Source organism: Micromonospora psammae, from assembly GCF_036902725.1.
Lineage (GTDB): Bacteria > Actinomycetota > Actinomycetes > Mycobacteriales > Micromonosporaceae > Micromonospora.
Window position 1 is genome coordinate 1 of record NZ_JBAKHM010000005.1, and the last position, 17394, is coordinate 17394.

Consider the following 17394-nt stretch of genomic DNA (forward strand, 5'->3'; position numbering starts at 1 on the left):
CGCCCGACGCCGCCGTCCGCGCCGCCGGCCGGCTCCGGTGCTGCCGCCGCCGCCCCCGACGCGGGCGGGGACGAGGACTGGCCTGAGCCGGCCCGCCCCGGCGGCTCCCCGACGACCCCCGGCTCCCCGCCGACCCCCGCCGCCGACAGCGGCGCCGGTGACGGTGACTGGCCCGAGGCGGCCAGGCCGGGCGGTAGCCCGTCCACCCCGCCCACCTCGTCGGCCGGCCCGGCCGTGTCCTCGGCCCGGCCGGCGGCCGGCGCGGCCGGCGCGGCACCGGCCGCGCCGAAGCAGGCTGTCCCGCCGGCGCAGTCCGCGCCGCCCGCCGGCAAGGGCGCCCCGGTGAGCAGCGCCATCGCGGCGGCCCGCGCGGCCGCCGCCGCGGCGGGCTCCGGGGCGGCGAAGGGGCCGCGTACCGCCCAGGCCACCCGGAAGACCGCGGACGCCGACTGGGCCGGCGAGCCGCCGTACGACCCGGACTTCGACGGCCCGTTGGGTGGCGGCGGGGGACGCCCCGGCGGCGCCCAACCGGCGGCCACCCCGACGTACGAGGGGTTCGACCCGGGCGACGAGCCGCTGGACGAGGTGATCGACGAGCGGACCGCCCGGCAGTCCAGCGAGGAGCAGGCGGTGCAGCTGCTGCGGGAGGCGCTCGGCGCCGAGAAGATCGACGAGGTGGACGCCCGCTGAGGCGGGTGTTCCCCGGGCGGGGTACGGGTCGCCCCCGGCTAGGCTGGGCGCGGCCGAGCAGACGAGTGCGAGAAGGAGCCCATCCGTGCGCCCAGGTGGACAGCCGAACATGCAGCAGATGCTGAAGCAGGCGCAGAAGATGCAGCAGCAGATCGCCAAGGCCCAGGCCGAGCTGGCCGAGGCCGAGCTGACCGGCACGGCCGGCGGTGGCCTGGTCACCGCCACCGTCTCCGGTGCCGGTGAGATCAAGAGCATCAAGATCGATCCGAAGGCGGTCGACCCGGAGGACGTGGAGACGCTGGAGGACCTGGTGGTCGCCGCGCTGCACAACGCCGCCGAGGCGGCCCGGGAGCTGACCGAGAAGAAGATGGGCCCGGTCACCGGCGGCATGGGCGGCCTCGGCCTGCCCGGTTTCTGAGCCGGCAGATGTACGAAGGCGCCATCCAGGACCTGATCGACGAGCTGGGGCGGCTGCCGGGCGTGGGCCCGAAGAGCGCCCAGCGGATCGCGTTCCACGTCCTGTCGGCCGACCCGGCCGACGTCAACCGGCTGGCCGGCGCGTTGCGCAAGGTCAAGGAGCTGGTCCGGTTCTGCACCACCTGCTACAACGTGGCCGAGTCCGACCAGTGCCGGATCTGCCGCGACCCGCGCCGTACCGACGAGGTGCTCTGCGTGGTCGAGGAGCCCAAGGACGTGGTGGCGATCGAGCGGACCGGTGAGTTCCGGGGCCGCTACCACGTGCTCGGCGGGGCGATCAACCCGTTGGAGGGCATCGGCCCGGACAACCTGCGTATCCGCGAGCTGATGACCCGACTCAGCGGCGGGGCGGTCCGTGAGCTGATCCTCGCCACCGACCCCAACACCGAGGGCGAGGCGACCGCGACGTACCTCGCCCTGATGGTCAAGCCGATGGGGATCGCGGTGACCCGGCTCGCCAGCGGCCTGCCGGTCGGTGGCGACCTGGAGTACGCCGACGAGATCACTCTCGGCCGGGCGTTCGAGGGCCGCCGCGCGGTCTGAGGTCACCCGCACCACGGGCGCCGGGGAGGTCGCAGCGCGACCCCCTCGGCGCCCGTGTCGTATGCGCACGTCGACCCGTCCGGATCTGACACCCAAGGTCCGCAGCGGCCCGGATGACGTAACAGTTTGGCATCGCAGTTTCGGATTGTTCGGCGAAGACGGCCGTTTGCCTTCGATTCGTCGGTCATGTCGCGGCTGGGACACGATCCGATACCAACCCGCCATCCGCCGGTTTCCGCAGCGTCGAAACGGGGGCTATGGTCACCGCCATCGGTGACCCCTGTCACCACGTTGTCCGTACCCCCAAGGAGAAGCACCATGCGTGCATCCAGGCCGAAGGTCGCGATCGCGGCCGTCGCGGTCGCGGCCCTCGCGGTAGCAGGCTGCGCCGAGAGCGACCGTGATGGCAGTTCCGGTGACAGCAAGAAGAAGGACACTCTCGTCTTCGGCGTAGCCGGAGACCCGAAGGTGCTGGACCCGAGCTTCGCCAGCGACGGTGAGTCGCTGCGCGTCGCGCGTCAGGTCTTCGAGACGCTGGTCCGCCCGGAGGAAGGCGGCACGAAGGTCACCCCCGGCCTGGCCGAGTCCTGGACCCCGGACGCCGCCGGCACCACGTGGACCTTCAAGCTGCGCTCCGGCGTGAAGTTCCACGACGGCACCGAGTTCAACGCCGAGGCGGTCTGCAAGAACTTCGACCGCTGGTACAACGCGAAGGGCCTCATGCAGAGCCCCGACGTGACCGCGTACTGGCAGGACGTCATGGGCGGCTTCGCCAAGAACGAGAGCACGGACCTGCCGCCGAGCCTCTTCAAGTCCTGCACCGCCAAGGACGCCACCACGGTCGACCTGGCCTTCACCCGGGTCTCCAGCAAGATCCCGGCCGCGCTGATGCTGCCGTCGTTCTCCATGCACAGCCCCAAGGCGCTGGAGCAGTACGACGCCAGCAACGTGGGCGGCACCGCCGAGGACATCAAGTACCCGTCCTACGCGACCGAGCACCCCACCGGCACCGGCCCGTTCAAGTTCAAGTCCTGGGACGTCGCCAACAAGACGCTCACCATCGAGCGCAACGACGACTACCACGGCACCAAGGCCAGGCTGAAGACCCTCATCTTCAAGACGATCTCCGACGAGAACGCCCGCAAGCAGGCGCTCCGCTCCGGTGACATCCAGGGTTACGACCTGGTCGGCCCGGCCGACGTCGAGCCGCTGAAGAAGGAGGGCTTCAACGTCCTCACCCGCCCGGCGTTCAACGTGCTCTACCTGGCGATCAACCAGAGTGGCAACCCGAAGCTCGCCGACCTCAAGGTCCGGCAGGCCATCGCGCACGCCCTGAACCGGCAGGCGCTGGTCGACTCGAAGCTGCCCCCGGGCGCCAAGGTCGCGCTGAACTTCATGCCGGACACCGTCGAGGGCTGGAACGGCGACGTCACCAAGTACGAGTACGACGTCGAGAAGGCGAAGAAGCTGCTGGCCGAGGCCGGCGCAACGAACCTGAAGCTGAAGTTCCACTACCCGACCGAGGTCACCCGGCCGTACATGCCGAACCCGAAGGACATCTTCGAGCTGCTTTCGGCGGACCTCAAGGCGGCCGGCATCCAGGTCGAGGCGATCCCGCTGAAGTGGAGCCCGGACTACCTCAACGCCACCACCTCCGGCAGTAAGCACGACCTGCACTTCCTCGGCTGGACCGGTGACTACGGCGATGCCTACAACTTCATCGGCACCTTCTTCGACCGGAAGAAGGACGAGTGGGGCTTCACCAACAAGGCCCTGTTCGACCAGTTCAAGGACGCCGACAGCACCGCCGACCCGGCGGCCCGGGTGGAGAAGTACAAGGCGCTGAACAAGGCCGTCATGGACTTCCTGCCGGGTGTCCCGGTGTCGCACTCGCCGCCGGCGATCGTGTTCGGCAAGGACGTGACCGGGATCAAGGCGAGCCCGCTCACCGATGAGCGGTACGCCAGCGCCGAGTTCAAGTCCTGACCTGACGCACGCAAGGAACGCGGGCGGACGCCGTTTCGACGGCGTCCGCCCGCAACCCTCCGCACCCCCTTCGAGGCCACCGTGTTCCGGTTCATCGTCAGACGCCTGCTCCAGCTGATACCGACGCTGTTCGGGCTCTCCCTCCTGCTCTTCATCTGGCTCCGTCGACTGCCCGGCGGTCCGGAGACCGCCATCCTCGGCGAGCGCGGCACACCCGAGATGCGCGCCGCGATCCGCCGCAACATGGGCCTGGACGAGCCGATCCTGGTGCAGTACGGCCGGTTCGTCCGTCGGCTGATCCGCCTGGACCTGGGCACCTCGACCGCCACCAAGCGCCCGGTCACCACCGAGTTCCTGGAGCGCTTCCCCGGCACCGTCGAGCTGACGATGATGGCCCTGGTGCTCGCGATCGGGATCGGCATCCCGCTCGGCTACCTGGCCGCCCGCCGCCGGGGCCGGCTGCTCGACCACCTCTCGGTCGGCGGCTCGCTGATCGGCATCTGCATCCCGGTCTTCTTCCTGGCGTACGTGTTCAAGGCGATCTTCTCGGAGAACCTCGGCTGGTTCCCGTCCTCCGGCCGCCAGGACCCGACCATGGACGCCACCCGGATCACCAACTTCTTCTTCCTCGACGGTCTGCTGACCCGGGAGTGGGACGCCGCGGCCGACGCGCTGTGGCACCTGGTCCTGCCCGGCCTGACGCTGGCCAGCATCCCGCTGGCGATCATCGTGCGGATCACCCGGGCCAGCGTGCTGGAGGTGCTCAACGAGGACTTCGTCCGCACCGCCGAGGCCAAGGGCCTGACCGAGTCGACGGTGCGCCGCCGGCACGTGCTGCGTAACGCCATGCTGCCGGTGGTCACCTCGATCGGCCTGCAGACCGGGCTCCTGCTCTCCGGCGCGGTGCTGACGGAGACCGTCTTCGGGTTCACCGGCATCGGTGCCTTCGTCGCGGAGGCGATCAGCCAGCGTGACTACCCGGTGCTGATGGGCTTCATCCTGATCATCGCGGTGGTGTACGTGCTGGTGAACCTCCTGGTCGACCTCTCCTACAGCCTGATCGACCCGAGGGTGAGGGTTCGATGACGATCACCACCGGCAAGAAGAAGCAGAAGATCGACCGGCTCTCCGAGCTGGCCGCCCGGGAGGACGAGCGGGGGGTGAGCCTCTGGCAGGAGGCGTTCCGCCGGCTCCGCCGCAACCCGGCCGCCATCGTCGGCACCGTGATCCTGGCGATCTTCGTGCTCGTCGCGGTCGTCGGCCCGTTCCTCGTGCCGTACAGCCCGACCGACACGATCGGTATCAGGGACGGGCTGATCAAGCCCGGCGTCATCCCCGGCATCGACGGTGACCACTGGCTCGGCTACGACCACCAGGGTCGGGACGAGTTCAGCCGGCTGATCGTCGGTGCCCGGCAGACCCTCCTGGTCGGCGTGGTCTCCACGCTGATCGGTCTGGCCGTCGGCGCGCTGATCGGCGGCGTCGCGGGTGCCGCCGCCGGCCTCGGCGGCCGGTGGGGGCGGTGGATCGACAGCATCCTGATGCGCTTCATCGACATGATGCTGGCGTTGCCCAGCCTGCTGCTCGCGGTGAGCATCGCCGCCCTGCTCGGGGCGAGCCTGACCACCGTCATGATCGCTGTCGGCGTGGTCTCGGTGCCGGTCTTCGCCCGGCTGCTGCGCGGCTCGATGATCTCCCAGGCGAACAGCGACTACGTGCTGGCCGCCACCTCGCTGGGCGTGAAGAAGCCGAAGATCGCACTGAGCCACGTGGTGCCGAACTCGCTCGCCCCGGTCATCGTGCAGGCCACCCTCACCCTGGCCACCGCGATCATCGAGGCCGCCGCGCTCTCCTTCCTGGGGCTCGGCAACCCCGACACCTCCGTGCCGGAATGGGGTGTGATGCTCGCCGACGCGCAGCAGTACATCGACATCCGGCCGGGCCTCGCGGTGTACCCGGCGGTCGCCATCATCATCACCGCGCTCGGCTTCACCCTGCTCGGTGAGGCGATGCGCGAGGCCCTCGACCCGAAGCTGCGGAAGTAGGTCGACCTAATGGCACTGCTCGAAGTGGATGACCTCTCCGTCACGTTCTCCCGGCGCGGTCAGCGCACCGTGCACGCCGTCGACGGGGTCTCGTTCTCCGTCGACGCCGGCGAGGTGGTCGGTCTGGTCGGTGAGTCCGGCTGCGGCAAGAGCGTCACCTCGCTGGCCATCATGGGGCTGCTGCCCAAGCAGCCCGGCCTGCGGGTCGGCGGCAAGGCGGTCTTCGACGGCACCGACCTGCTCCAACTGGACGACCGGTCGCGGCGGGACATCCGTGGCCGCGACGTGGCCATGATTTTCCAGGACCCGCTCTCCTCGCTGAACCCGGTGATCCCGATCGGGTTGCAGGTGACCGAGGTGCTCACCCGGCACCGGGGGATGAAGGGCGCGGCGGCGGAGAAGGAGGCGGCGTCGCTGCTCGACCGGGTCGGCATCCCCGACCCGAAGCGGCGCCTGAAGGAATATCCGCACCAGCTCTCCGGCGGCATGCGGCAGCGCGCCCTGATCGCGATGGCGGTGGCCTGTCAGCCCCGGCTGCTGATCGCCGACGAGCCGACCACCGCGCTGGACGTCACCATCCAGGCGCAGATCCTGGAACTGCTCAAGGACCTGGTCCGGGACTCCGGCACCGCGCTGGTCATGATCACGCACGATCTCGGCGTGGTCGCCGGCATGTGCGACACCGTCAACGTCCTCTACGCCGGTCGGGTGGTGGAGACGGCCCGCCGCCGTCCGCTGTTCCGCGAGCCCCGGCACCCGTACACCGTGGGGTTGCTCGGGTCCGTGCCGCGCCTGGACGCCGGGCGTGGCGAACGGCTCAACCCGATCCCCGGTTCGGTGCGGGACGTGCTGCCCTGGCCGGACGGCTGCGCCTTCGCCCCGCGCTGCACCCGCCGGGTCGACGAGTGCGTGGGGGAGCCGCCGGAGCTGGTGCTCGCCCACGACGGCCGCAGCTACCGCTGCGTCAACCCGGCGCCGGTTCCCGGACTGACGCCGGCCGAGGACGTCCGGGCCGTGGTGCCGACGGACGCGCAGCCAGGTTCGGTGCCGGCCCAGGCCGTTCCGGACGACCCGCCCACGGTGCCCGGCCTGGGCCCCGCGCCGCGCGAGGAGGAGAAGCCGTGACCGAGAGCGACATCCTCGTCGAGGTCCGCGACCTGAAGGTGCACTTCCCGATCAAGCGCGGGGTGATCTTCGACCGGACGGTCGGCCAGGTGAAGGCGGTCGACGGGGTCGACCTCAGCATTCCCCGGGGCAAGACGTACGGCCTGGTCGGCGAGTCCGGGTGCGGCAAGTCGACGCTCGGCCGGGCGCTGCTCCAGCTCACCCCACCGACCGCTGGCGAGGTCAGCTTCGACGGGGTCGAGCTGACCACGCTGCCGGCTGGGAAGCTGCGCGCCATGCGTCGCCGGATGCAGATGATCTTCCAGGACCCGATGTCGAGCCTCGACCCCCGGCAGAACGTCGAATCGATCCTCACCGAGGGGTTGCAGGCCCACGGGATCGGCGCCGACCGCGACGACCGGCGGCGGATCATCGGCGAGACGCTGGACGCCGTCGGGCTGCCCCGCTGGGCGCTCTCCCGCTACCCGCACGAGTTCTCCGGCGGGCAGCGACAGCGCATCGGCATCGCCCGGGCGCTGGTGCTCGGCCCGGACCTGATCGTCGCCGACGAGCCGGTCTCCGCGCTCGACGTGTCGATCCAGGCCCAGGTGGTGAACCTGCTCGACGAGCTCCAGGAGAGCCTCGGCCTGACCTACCTGGTCATCGCGCACGACCTCGCCGTGGTGCGGCACATCTCCGACGTGATCGGCGTGATGTACCTGGGCGCCCTGGTCGAGGAGGCGCCGAGCGACCGGCTCTACACCGAGCCGCTGCACCCGTACACCCGGGCGCTGATGTCGGCGGTGCCGGTGCCGGACCCCGACGTGGAGGACCGGCGGGAGCGCATCCTGCTCGCCGGCGACCTGCCCTCCCCGGCGAACCCGCCGTCCGGTTGCCGGTTCCACACCCGCTGCCCGTGGGCCCAGCCGACCCGCTGTGCGGACGAGCGCCCGGCGCTGCGGGAGATCCGGGGCAGCCGGGTCGCCTGCCACTGGGCCGAGCAGATCGCCAGCGGGGAGCTGAAGCCGCACGCCGTCAGCGCCGAGGTGGTCCGCCCCGAGGGTGAGGGTGAGGCCCCGAGCGTGGTCTCCGCGCCCAGCGAGCCCGGCTCGTACGTCTGAGACGTCGGCGGGCGGGACACCCGGGTCGGGTGTCCCGCCCGCCGTGGTTCAGCCCTCCGGGCGGTGGAGCAGGGCGACCGCGATCGCGTGCACCGCGTCCAGCCCGGCCGGGTCGGCCAGCGGCGCCTTGCCACCCGTCACCACGTACCACTCGTCGGCGTCCTTGTACTGCACGGCGAGGGTGACCTGGCCGTCCGCGTACCCCGTCCGCAGGGTCAGCTCGCCGGTGACCACGCCGACCTCGTCGGTCATCACCCCGCCCGGGCCGGCGACCAGGTCCGCGGTCAGCTCCCGGGGGGCGCCGGTGCCGCCGGCGTCGGCGCTCATCCCCGCGCCCGGCACCTCGGCGGAGGCGGCCGGGCTGCCGTCGGCGGTCATCCCGGCGGTGGTGGCCCCCGGGGCGGGTGTCGCCCCGGCCCCGGTCACGGCTTGTTCGCCCATGTGCAACCCTCCAACATGTCGCTGAGGGCGGCCTTCTCGGCGCTGGTCACCGTCAGCCGCCAGTGGTGCTTGACCGTCACCCAGTCCTCGGCGTACTTGCACCAGTACGACCGGTTCGCCGGTTTCCACTGCGACGGATCCTGGTCACCCTTTGCCCGGTTGGAGCTCGCGGAAACCGCGATGAGCTGCGGTCGGGACAGGTCGTTGGCGAAGTCGCCGCGCCGCGCGTCGTCCCACTCGGCCGCACCTGAACGCCACGCGTTCGCCAGCGGGACCATGTGGTCGACGTCCACGTCGGAGGGATCGGTGAAGGACCGCCCGTCGTAGACGCTCTCCCAGCGCCCCGCCACCACGTTGCAGCCGGAGAGCCGGATGTCGTCGCCGTCCCGCTTCAGCACGCTGTCCCGCACGTCGCAGTTCGTGCCGGTGTCCCGCCAGTGCGGGAAACGCTCCCGGCTGTAACCCTTCATCGACGCGGCCTTCGCCACGGTCAGCTCGGCCAGTTGCTCACCGACGTTCCCGGCGCTGCTCGGCGGCGCCTGCGGCTCGTCTTCCGCGACGTCGCAGCCGCCCACGCCGAGCGCGAGCACCGCGGCGAGCGCGCCCGCCACCGTCCCGCGGGCTCCTGATCTGGTACGCACAGTCGACACCTCTCCAGCTTGCGGGCTCCCGGCGATCCCGCACAGTACCCAAGCGGGGTTTCGTCGTTTCGTGGCGTGTCCGGTCCCCGCCGTGGAGATTGGTACCCATGACCGCACCCGAGCACGCGCTCCGGATGGGCACCGTCCCAGCCCGGGGGACGCTGCTCGCGGCGGTCCTCGCCTCCGGCATGGTCTTCCTCGACAGCACGGTGGTGAACGTGGCGCTGCCCCGGCTCGGCGCCGACCTCGACGCCACCGTCGCCGGTCTGCAATGGACGATCAACGGCTACCTGTTGATGCTGGCCGCGTTCGTGCTGCTCGGCGGGGCGCTCGGGGACCGGTTCGGCCGCCGGCGGATCCTCCTGCTCGGGGTGGTGTGGTTCGCGGTCGCCTCCGTCGCCTGCGGCCTGGCGCAGGACACCGGCCAGCTCGTCGCCGCCCGGTTCCTCCAGGGCGCCGGCGGCGCGCTGCTCACCCCCGGATCGCTCTCGGTGCTCCAGGCCAGCTTCCGCCCCGACGACCGGGCCCGGGCCATCGGCGCCTGGTCCGGGCTCGCCGGGGTCTCCACCGCGCTCGGCCCGTTCCTCGGCGGCTGGCTGGTCGACGTCTTCTCCTGGCGGTGGATCTTCCTCGTCAACCTGCCGCTGGCGGCGGCCGTGGTGCTGGCCGCGCTGCGCTGGGTGCCGGAGAGCCGGGACGCCGACGCCTCCCGCGCCGGGCCGGGCCGCCGCTTCGACGTGGCCGGCGCGCTGCTCGGCGCGCTCGCCCTGGGCGGGCTCACGTACGCTCTCATCGACGCTCCGGCGCGCGGCGTGCGCTCGCTGCCGGTGCTCGCCTCGGCGCTGGTCGGGGTGCTGGCCGCGGTGGCCTTCGTGCTGCTGGAGCGGCGGCGGGGCGACGCCGCCATGCTCCCCGCCGGCCTCTTCACCAGCCGGCTCTTCACGGTGCTGAACCTCTTCACCGTGGCGGTCTACGCGGCGCTCGGCGGGTTCACCTTCTTCTTCGCCGTCTACCTGCAGAACGTGGTCGGCTGGTCGGCGCTGCGGACCGGGCTGGCCACCGTGCCGATGACGCTGTTGCTGCTGGTGGGCTCGGCCCGGGCCGGCGCCCTGTCGGCGAAGATCGGTCCCCGGCTGCCGCTGACCGTCGGGCCGGTGATCGCCGCCGTCGGTCTGCTGCTGCTGCACCGGATCGGACCGGGCGCGTCGTACTGGATGGACGTGCTGCCCGGGGTGCTTCTCTTCGGCCTCGGACTGACCCTGGTGGTGGCGCCGCTGACCGCCTCGGTGCTGGCCGCCGTCGCCGACCGGTTCGCCGGGGTGGCCAGCGGCTTCAACAACGCCGCCTCCCGGGTCGGCGGCCTGCTCGCGGTGGCCGCGCTGCCGCTGCTGGTCGGCCTCTCCGGCGCCGGGTACGAGCAGGCGACCGAGCTGACCGACGCGTACCGGGGGGCGATGCTCTGGTGCGCCGTTGGGCTGCTGGCCGGCGCGGTGACGGCCGCCGTGCTGATCCACCGGCCCGACGGCGGGGCGCCCCCGTCGCCGCAGCGCTGAGCGGAGGGACCCCCTGCTCCGCGCGAGGCGTCGACAGGGGGCCCCTTCCGGCCGGGTCAGTCGCGGGCGCGGTTCACGGCGCTGGTGACCGCCTTGATGGAGGCGGTGACGATGTTCGCGTCCGTGCCGACGCCCCAGACGGTACGACCGTCCACGTCGCACTCCACGTACGCGGCGGCCTGCGCGTCACCGCCGGAGGAGAGCGCGTGCTCGTGGTAGTCGAGCACCCGTACCGCCACCCCCACCGACTGGAGCGCGTTGACGTACGCGTCGATCGGGCCGTTGCCGACCGCGGTGATCGGGCGCTGCTCCCCGCCGCGGCCGACCCGGGCCTCGATCTCGACCTTGCCGTCGACGGTGCCGATCGTGTAGCCGGCCAGGGTGAGGTCCGCGTCCACCTGGTGGTCGAGCAGGTAGTTCCGGGCGAAGATGTCCCACATGGTGCCCGGGTCGACCTCGCCGCCGGCGTGGTCGGTGACCTGCTGGACCACCCCGGAGAACTCGATCTGGAGGCGACGCGGCAGGTCGAGCTGGTGCTCGGTCTTCATGATGTACGCGACGCCGCCCTTGCCGGACTGCGAGTTGACCCGGATGACCGCCTCGTAGGTGCGCCCCAGGTCCTTCGGGTCGATCGGCAGGTACGGCACCGCCCAGGTGTGCTCGTCGACCGGCACCCCGGCCGCAGCCGCGTCGGCGGCCAGCGCGTCGAAGCCCTTCTTGATGGCGTCCTGGTGGGAGCCGGAGAAGGCGGTGTAGACGAGATCGCCCGCGTACGGGTGCCGCTCGTGCACCGGTAGCTGGTTGCAGTACTCGACGGCGCGCTTGACCTCGTCGATGTTCGAGAAGTCGATCATCGGGTCGATGCCCTGGGAGAAGAGGTTCAGCCCCAGCGTCACCAGGTCGACGTTGCCGGTGCGCTCGCCGTTGCCGAAGAGGCAGCCCTCGATCCGGTCGGCGCCGGCCAGCAGGCCCAGCTCGGCGGCGGCCACCCCGGTGCCCCGGTCGTTGTGCGGGTGCAGGCTCAGCACCAGGCTGTCGCGCCGGGGCAGGTGCCGGTGCATCCACTCGATCGAGTCGGCGTACACGTTGGGCATGGCCATCTCGACGGTGGCCGGCAGGTTGACGATCAGCTTGCGGTCCGGGGTCGGGTCGACCACCTCGATGACCTTGGCGCAGACCTCCAGCGCGTACTCCAGCTCGGTGCCCGTGTACGACTCCGGCGAGTACTCGTAGTGGATGTCGGTGTCCGGGGTGTGGATCTCGGCGTACTTCCGGCAGAGCCGGGCGCCCTGGGTGGCGATGTCGGTGATCCCGTCGCGGTCCAGCCCGAAGACCACCCGCCGCTGGAGCGTCGAGGTGGAGTTGTAGAAGTGCACGATCGCCCGGCGGGCACCGCGCAGCGACTCGAAGGTCCGGTCGATCAGGTGCTCCCGGCACTGGGTGAGCACCTGGATGGTGACGTCCTCCGGGATCAGGTCCTGCTCGATCAGCTGCCGGACGAAGTCGAAGTCGGTCTGGCTGGCCGAGGGGAAGCCGACCTCGATCTCCTTGTAGCCCATCTGCACCAGCAGCTGGAACATCCGGCGCTTGCGCTCCGGCGACATCGGGTCGATCAGGGCCTGGTTGCCGTCGCGAAGGTCGACCGCGCACCAGCGGGGCGCGGCCTCGACGTGCCGGGTGGGCCAGCTGCGGTCCGGCAGGTCGATCCGGAACTGCTGCTGGTACGGCTGGTAGCGGCGGAACGGCATCCGGCTGGGACGCTGCCGGGCGATCGGATCGGTCTCGGCGTCGGTGACGGGTTGAGCCATGGCGGAGTGCTCCCGTGAGGTCATGTCGGGCGTCAGCAATCGGAAGGTGTCGGCGAGGTGCGCGGGCGACGGTGCCCGCGCGGTGCCGAGGGGAGGTTCGGATGTGCTGGACGGCGCGGTTCGACTCCGCGACGAGGTGCCGGCCGGTCAGGCCTCGTCGCGGCGACCAAGGAGAAGGTACGCCTGCCACATGACAAGGTCACCCTACGTGGTGAGACGGGGGGTGGGAAGGCAGGTCCGGACTATGGGATCGGAGTCGCAGCTTCCGGTGCCGGCCCCGGTCCCGGTTCGCGCGGGATCGGCCCGTCCCGGCGACGCAGCGACATGATCCGTTGCTGATCCCGTCCGTACAGGGACTCGTACCGGACCTCAATCTGGAGCCGGTGCCGGATGAGGTGCCAGAACCAGGCGTCGGCCTCCGGCCGGTACTCCGGCAGGTGGAAGAGGAAATCGTGGAAGCCAGCGGGTAGCACCTTGCGGTCCCGCAGCGTCAGGACCCTCGGACGGATCGGCAGTGATGCGCTGATCCGGTCGACCGCGAACTCCTCCCAGGTGCCGAGGTGTTCGCCGTCGAGTGTGACGGTGGTGCCGGTGACGACCGCGGGGCCGAGCCCGTGGTTGGACAGACGCATGCCGGTCTTCTCGTGAGGCTGCCACACGAATTCGAACTGGAGGACTGGTCGCACGGATTGGCGGTTGTGGCGTCGGGAGGCCCGAGCCTCGGTGATCGAGACGGCGAGCGAGGCCACCGCGATGCCGGTGGCGCAGACGGCGGTGATCGTGTTGGCGTCCATGGCACTCCGATGTCACCCAGGTGCTCGACCGACGTCGCCCACCGTAGTGCCGCTCCGCAACGTCGGCGACGCTCGTCGGGCGGGCCGCCCACCGTGCCGGACCCCGTTGGGCGGGCGGCGGGCCGGCGCCGGTGGTCAGTGCAGCAGCAGCGCGGCGACCGGGCGTCGGCGGCGCAGCGCGGTCTCCCGGCGGCGCAGCTCCTCGGGCAGGTCGAACGGGTCGCCGAGCCGCCCGACGGCGGCCACCACCAGTGGGCGTACTCCCGGGGGGAGCTCCAGGTCGGCGGCGAGGGCGGCCCGGTCGAAGCCGGCCAGCTGGTGCACGTGCAGGCCGAGTGCGGTGGCCTGCACGGTCAGGTGGGCGACCGCCTGCCCCAGGTCGTATGCGGCCCGTTCCTGGTTGCCGCCGGTGTGCGCCCCCACCACCAGCGCGGCGGCGTGCCGCGCCCAGCCCTGGTCGTACGCCGGCAGGCTGACCAGGATCCGCTTCCACGTCTCGTCGTCGCGGTGGCCGAGCGCGAACCGCCACGGCTGGGAGTTGCCGACGGACGGGGCCCAGCGGGCGGCCTCCAGCAGCGAGGCCGCCTCGTCGCCGGTCAGTTCGGCGTCCGGGTCGAACGCCCGGGGGCTCCAGCGGAAGGCGAGCAGCGGGGTGAGGTCGGCCATGGGAAGAGAATCCCGTATGGGCGTTTCGCACCTTGGGAGGGGTGGGGCGAATGTGGGCAAGACCACCCGTAACGCCACGCCGAGTCAGGGCGTTCCCGCGCCCGGGCCCCCGGACGGCTCGGCCGTGTCGGTGCCCGACGGGTCGACCGCGTCCCGACCCAGCGGCGCGGCCTGCACCACCGGGCCGGCCAGCGGGACGGTCGCCGGCCCCGGGCCGGGCACCCCGGCCAGCGTGAGCGTGCCGAGCGCGGTCCGCACGAAGGTCGGCGTGCCGTCCCGCTCGTAGCAGTAGATCCCCACGTCCAGCGGGGGGCTCAGCGAGGCGGAGGTGGTCTCCACCGCGTAGCAGCTGCCCGTCGCGCCGGTCGGCGGCACGGCGACCGAGACCGACAGGGCCGCCCGCCGGTCGGTGAGCACCTCCAGCCAGTCCGTGAACGGATGGTGCACCCGCGGGTCCAACCGGCTCGGCAGGGAGTCGTCGCGGTCGCCGAGGCGTACGCAGGTCGCCGGCTCCGGCCGGGCGGCCGAGGGCAGGCCGCACTGGAAGAGACCGTCCCGGGTGGCGGCGAGCGAGACGTCGACGCCGCCACCGAGCGCGCCACCGGGCACGTCGACCCGCCAGCTGCCGTCGTCCGCGGTGGTCACCGTGATGTCCCGGGTGGTGCCGTCGGAGCCGGCGAGCGTGTAGCGGGCGGTCAGGTGACGGTCCCGCGCGGCCGCCGCCAGGGCGGCCAGCTCGTCCCGGGCGGCGTCCGATCCCGACGGCGCCGCGGCGGAGGCCGGGGTGGGGGCCGGGGTCTCCGGTTCCTCGTCGCCGCAGGCGGCGAGGAGCGCGGGGAGGAGCAGGAACAGGGCGCCGGTCGACCGTCGCGACGCGCGGAGATGGGCATGCACCGGGTCATTCTGCGTCCCGCGAGGCAGCCGACGGGCCGGCGCCACCCGCCGCCCACCCGCGTGTCGCGGACTCCGCTGTCGACGCCCCCGATGGCGGCGAATCCCGCGCCGACGCCGCTCGACCGACGCGGCGGACCCAGGTCGGACCGGGGTTTCGCGCCGGATGGTGGGATCACCCGACCTGCCCTCGCGTACCGCCCGATACCCTGGACAGGTCTGACACGCGCCGCCGGACACCGGATCCGGCGGCGTCGGCACGCTCAGGGTCGTCGCTGGGAGGGAGTGCGCCGTCGTGGCACTCGTGGTGCAGAAGTACGGCGGGTCCTCCGTCGCGAACGCCGAGCGGATCAAGCGGGTGGCCGAGCGCATCGTGGCCGCCCGCAAGGCCGGCGACGACGTGGTGGTGGTGGTCTCCGCGATGGGCGACACCACCGACGAGCTGCTCGACCTGGCCAACCAGGTCAGCCCGTTGCCGCCGGGTCGTGAGCTGGACATGCTGCTCACCGCCGGGGAGCGGATCTCCATGGCGCTGCTCGCCATGGCCATCCACAACCTGGGGTACGAGGCGCGCTCGTTCACCGGCTCGCAGGCCGGCGTGATCACCACCTCGGTGCACGGCCGGGCGCGGATCATCGACGTCACGCCGGGCCGGCTCAAGGGCGCGCTGGACGAGGGCGCGGTGGTGATCGTGGCCGGCTTCCAGGGCGTCTCGCAGGACACCAAGGACGTCACCACGCTCGGCCGGGGCGGCTCGGACACCACCGCGGTGGCGCTCGCCGCCGCGCTGCACGCCGACGTCTGCGAGATCTACACCGACGTGGACGGCATCTTCAGCGCCGACCCGCGGATCGTGCCGAACGCCCGGCACATCAAGCACATCACCTACGAGGAGATGCTGGAGCTGGCCGCCTGCGGCGCCAAGGTGCTGCACCTGCGCAGTGTCGAGTACGCCCGGCGCGCGGGGTTGCCGATCCACGTCCGTTCGTCATACTCGACCAACACCGGCACCATGGTCACCGGATCGATGGAGGACCTTCCTGTGGAACAGGCACTGATCACCGGGGTCGCCCACGACCGCAGCGAAGCCAAGATCACCATCGTCGGGGTACCGGACGAGCCGGGCGCCGCGGCCCGGATCTTCGACACCGTGGCCGGCGCCGAGATCAACATCGACATGATCGTGCAGAACGTCTCCACCGAGGGCACCGGCCGCACGGACATCTCGTTCACGCTGCCCAAGACCGACGGCCCCACGGCGATGGCCGCGCTCAGCAAGATCCAGGAGGGGGTCAAGTTCCGGGGCCTGCTCTACGACGACCACGTCGGCAAGGTCTCGCTGATCGGCGCCGGCATGCGGTCGCACCCCGGCGTCGCGGCCGGCTTCTTCGCCGCCCTCGGCGCGGCCGGGGTCAACATCGAGATGATCTCCACCTCGGAGATCCGGGTCTCGGTGGTCTGCCGGGACACCGACCTCGACAAGGCGGTCCGCGCCATCCACGACGCGTTCGAGCTGGGCGGCGACTCCGAAGCCGTGGTCTACGCGGGGACCGGGCGGTAGCGCCGATGACGGCGCTGCCCACCCTCGCCGTGGTCGGGGCGACCGGTGCCGTGGGCACCGTGATGTGCCAGCTGCTCTCCTCCCGACGCAACGTCTGGGGGGAGATCCGACTGCTCGCCTCCGAGCGCTCGGCCGGGCGGAAGGTGCACTGCCGGGGCGAGGAGCTGACCGTTCAGCCGCTCACCCCGGAGGCGTTCGACGGCGTCGCCGTCGCCATGTTCGACGTGCCGGACGAGGTCTCCGCGCAGTGGGCGCCGATCGCGGTCGCCCGCGGCGCGGTCGCGGTCGACAACTCCGGCGCCTTCCGGATGGACCGGGACGTCCCGCTGGTGGTGCCGGAGATCAACCCGGACCAGGTGCGCAACCGGCCCAAGGGCATCATCGCCAACGCCAACTGCACCACCCTCGCCATGATCGTGGCGATCGCCCCGCTGCACCGCGAGTACGGGCTGCGCGAGCTGGTCCTCGCCTCCTACCAGGCGGTCTCCGGCGCCGGCAAGGCCGGCGTGGACACCCTGCACACCCAGCTCACGAAGATCGCCGGTGACCGGGTGCTCGGCTCCCGCCCCGGCGACGTACGGCAGGCCGTCGGCGACGAGCTGGGCCCCTTCCCCGCGCCGCTGGCGCTCAACGTCGTGCCGTGGGCCGGGTCGTTCGCCGACGGGGGCTGGTCCTCCGAGGAGATGAAGGTCCGCAACGAGTCCCGCAAGATCCTCGGGCTGCCCGACCTGAAGGTCTCCGCCACCTGCGTACGGGTGCCGGTGGTGACCGGCCACTCGGTGGCGGTGCACGCGGTCTTCGCCACCGAGGTGGACGCCGAGGGCGCCCGCGAGGCGCTGCGCAACGCCCCCGGGGTGATCCTGGTCGACGACGCGGCCGCCGGGGAGTTCCCGATGCCCATCGACGCGGTGGGCACCGACCCCTCCTGGGTCGGCCGCATCCGCCGCGCCCTCGACGACCCCCGGGCCCTCGACCTCTTCGTCACCGGCGACAACCTCCGCAAGGGCGCCGCCCTCAACACCGCCCAGATCGCCGAACTCCTCGCCAAGGAACTGACCCCCCGCCCCTGACCC

Annotated in this window: 16 protein-coding genes and 1 pseudogene; 11 read left to right on the forward strand and 6 right to left on the reverse strand. The window is 72.0% G+C overall.

Features of this window, described 5'->3' with window-relative positions; translation table 11 throughout:
* From V6U79_RS09955 to V6U79_RS09990, 8 genes and pseudogenes are all read left to right on the forward strand, one after another.
* Nucleotides 1–690: pseudogene (locus V6U79_RS09955) on the forward strand (DNA polymerase III subunit gamma and tau); the annotation flags it as partial.
* Between the two features lie 109 nt (nucleotides 691–799).
* Nucleotides 800–1108, forward strand: a complete 309-nt coding sequence (locus tag V6U79_RS09960) for a YbaB/EbfC family nucleoid-associated protein (protein ID WP_334531696.1) — start codon at nucleotides 800–802, stop codon at nucleotides 1106–1108.
* 8 nt (nucleotides 1109–1116) lie between these two features.
* A complete protein-coding gene (recR, locus tag V6U79_RS09965; RefSeq protein ID WP_334531699.1) occupies nucleotides 1117–1710 on the forward strand; it encodes a recombination mediator RecR in 594 nt (197 codons plus the stop codon).
* Between the two features lie 318 nt (nucleotides 1711–2028).
* Nucleotides 2029–3696, forward strand: coding sequence for an ABC transporter substrate-binding protein (locus tag V6U79_RS09970; RefSeq protein ID WP_334614410.1), 1668 nt, complete (start codon nucleotides 2029–2031; stop codon nucleotides 3694–3696).
* Between the two features lie 81 nt (nucleotides 3697–3777).
* Nucleotides 3778–4782 carry an ABC transporter permease gene (locus tag V6U79_RS09975; RefSeq protein ID WP_334531705.1) on the forward strand — a complete coding sequence of 335 codons (1005 nt, stop codon included), beginning with the start codon at nucleotides 3778–3780 and terminating at the stop codon, nucleotides 4780–4782.
* Nucleotides 4779–5741, forward strand: a complete 963-nt coding sequence (locus V6U79_RS09980; protein ID WP_334531709.1) for an ABC transporter permease — start codon at nucleotides 4779–4781, stop codon at nucleotides 5739–5741. The genes V6U79_RS09975 and V6U79_RS09980 overlap by 4 nt, the downstream gene beginning before the upstream one ends.
* A 9-nt stretch (nucleotides 5742–5750) precedes the next feature.
* Nucleotides 5751–6866, forward strand: coding sequence for an ABC transporter ATP-binding protein (locus V6U79_RS09985; RefSeq protein ID WP_334614411.1), 1116 nt, complete (start codon nucleotides 5751–5753; stop codon nucleotides 6864–6866).
* Complete coding sequence (locus V6U79_RS09990) at nucleotides 6863–7966, forward strand: ABC transporter ATP-binding protein (protein ID WP_334614413.1); 1104 nt, start codon at nucleotides 6863–6865, stop codon at nucleotides 7964–7966. Before V6U79_RS09985 ends, V6U79_RS09990 begins: the two co-directional genes overlap by 4 nt.
* Before the next feature lie 48 nt (nucleotides 7967–8014).
* Here V6U79_RS09990 and V6U79_RS09995 read toward each other — a convergent pair whose 3' ends face one another.
* Together V6U79_RS09995 and V6U79_RS10000 are read right to left on the reverse strand one after the other, a co-directional pair.
* Complete coding sequence (locus V6U79_RS09995) at nucleotides 8015–8407, reverse strand: hypothetical protein (protein WP_334614415.1); 393 nt, start codon at nucleotides 8405–8407, stop codon at nucleotides 8015–8017.
* On the reverse strand, nucleotides 8389–9048 hold the full coding sequence (locus V6U79_RS10000; protein WP_334531721.1) for an HNH endonuclease family protein: 660 nt from the start codon (nucleotides 9046–9048) through the stop codon (nucleotides 8389–8391). The genes V6U79_RS09995 and V6U79_RS10000 overlap by 19 nt, the downstream gene beginning before the upstream one ends.
* A 107-nt stretch (nucleotides 9049–9155) precedes the next feature.
* Between V6U79_RS10000 and V6U79_RS10005 the strand changes: the two genes are divergently transcribed.
* Nucleotides 9156–10601 carry an MFS transporter gene (locus V6U79_RS10005; protein ID WP_334614417.1) on the forward strand — a complete coding sequence of 482 codons (1446 nt, stop codon included), beginning with the start codon at nucleotides 9156–9158 and terminating at the stop codon, nucleotides 10599–10601.
* Between the two features lie 56 nt (nucleotides 10602–10657).
* Here the strand turns inward: V6U79_RS10005 and leuA are convergent, their stop codons facing one another.
* The 4 genes from leuA to V6U79_RS10025 form a co-directional block, all read right to left on the reverse strand.
* A complete protein-coding gene (gene leuA, locus V6U79_RS10010; protein ID WP_334614419.1) occupies nucleotides 10658–12409 on the reverse strand; it encodes a 2-isopropylmalate synthase in 1752 nt (583 codons plus the stop codon).
* A 242-nt stretch (nucleotides 12410–12651) separates the two neighbouring features.
* The gene (locus V6U79_RS10015; protein WP_334614421.1) at nucleotides 12652–13203 is read right to left on the reverse strand and encodes a hypothetical protein; all 552 of its coding nucleotides are present in this window, start codon (nucleotides 13201–13203) and stop codon (nucleotides 12652–12654) included.
* A gap of 135 nt (nucleotides 13204–13338) precedes the next feature.
* Complete coding sequence (locus tag V6U79_RS10020) at nucleotides 13339–13869, reverse strand: nitroreductase family protein (RefSeq protein ID WP_334531731.1); 531 nt, start codon at nucleotides 13867–13869, stop codon at nucleotides 13339–13341.
* Nucleotides 13870–13953: 84 nt separating this feature from the next.
* On the reverse strand, nucleotides 13954–14763 hold the full coding sequence (locus tag V6U79_RS10025) for a hypothetical protein (protein ID WP_334531734.1): 810 nt from the start codon (nucleotides 14761–14763) through the stop codon (nucleotides 13954–13956).
* Nucleotides 14764–15055: 292 nt separating this feature from the next.
* On the opposite strand from V6U79_RS10025, the gene V6U79_RS10030 reads away from it, so the two are divergent.
* On the forward strand, nucleotides 15056–16321 hold the full coding sequence (locus tag V6U79_RS10030) for an aspartate kinase (RefSeq protein WP_334531737.1): 1266 nt from the start codon (nucleotides 15056–15058) through the stop codon (nucleotides 16319–16321).
* A 5-nt stretch (nucleotides 16322–16326) separates the two neighbouring features.
* Nucleotides 16327–17391: an aspartate-semialdehyde dehydrogenase gene (locus tag V6U79_RS10035; protein WP_334531740.1), complete on the forward strand. Its 1065-nt coding sequence runs from the start codon at nucleotides 16327–16329 to the stop codon at nucleotides 17389–17391.
* Nucleotides 17392–17394: the final 3 nt, after the last annotated feature.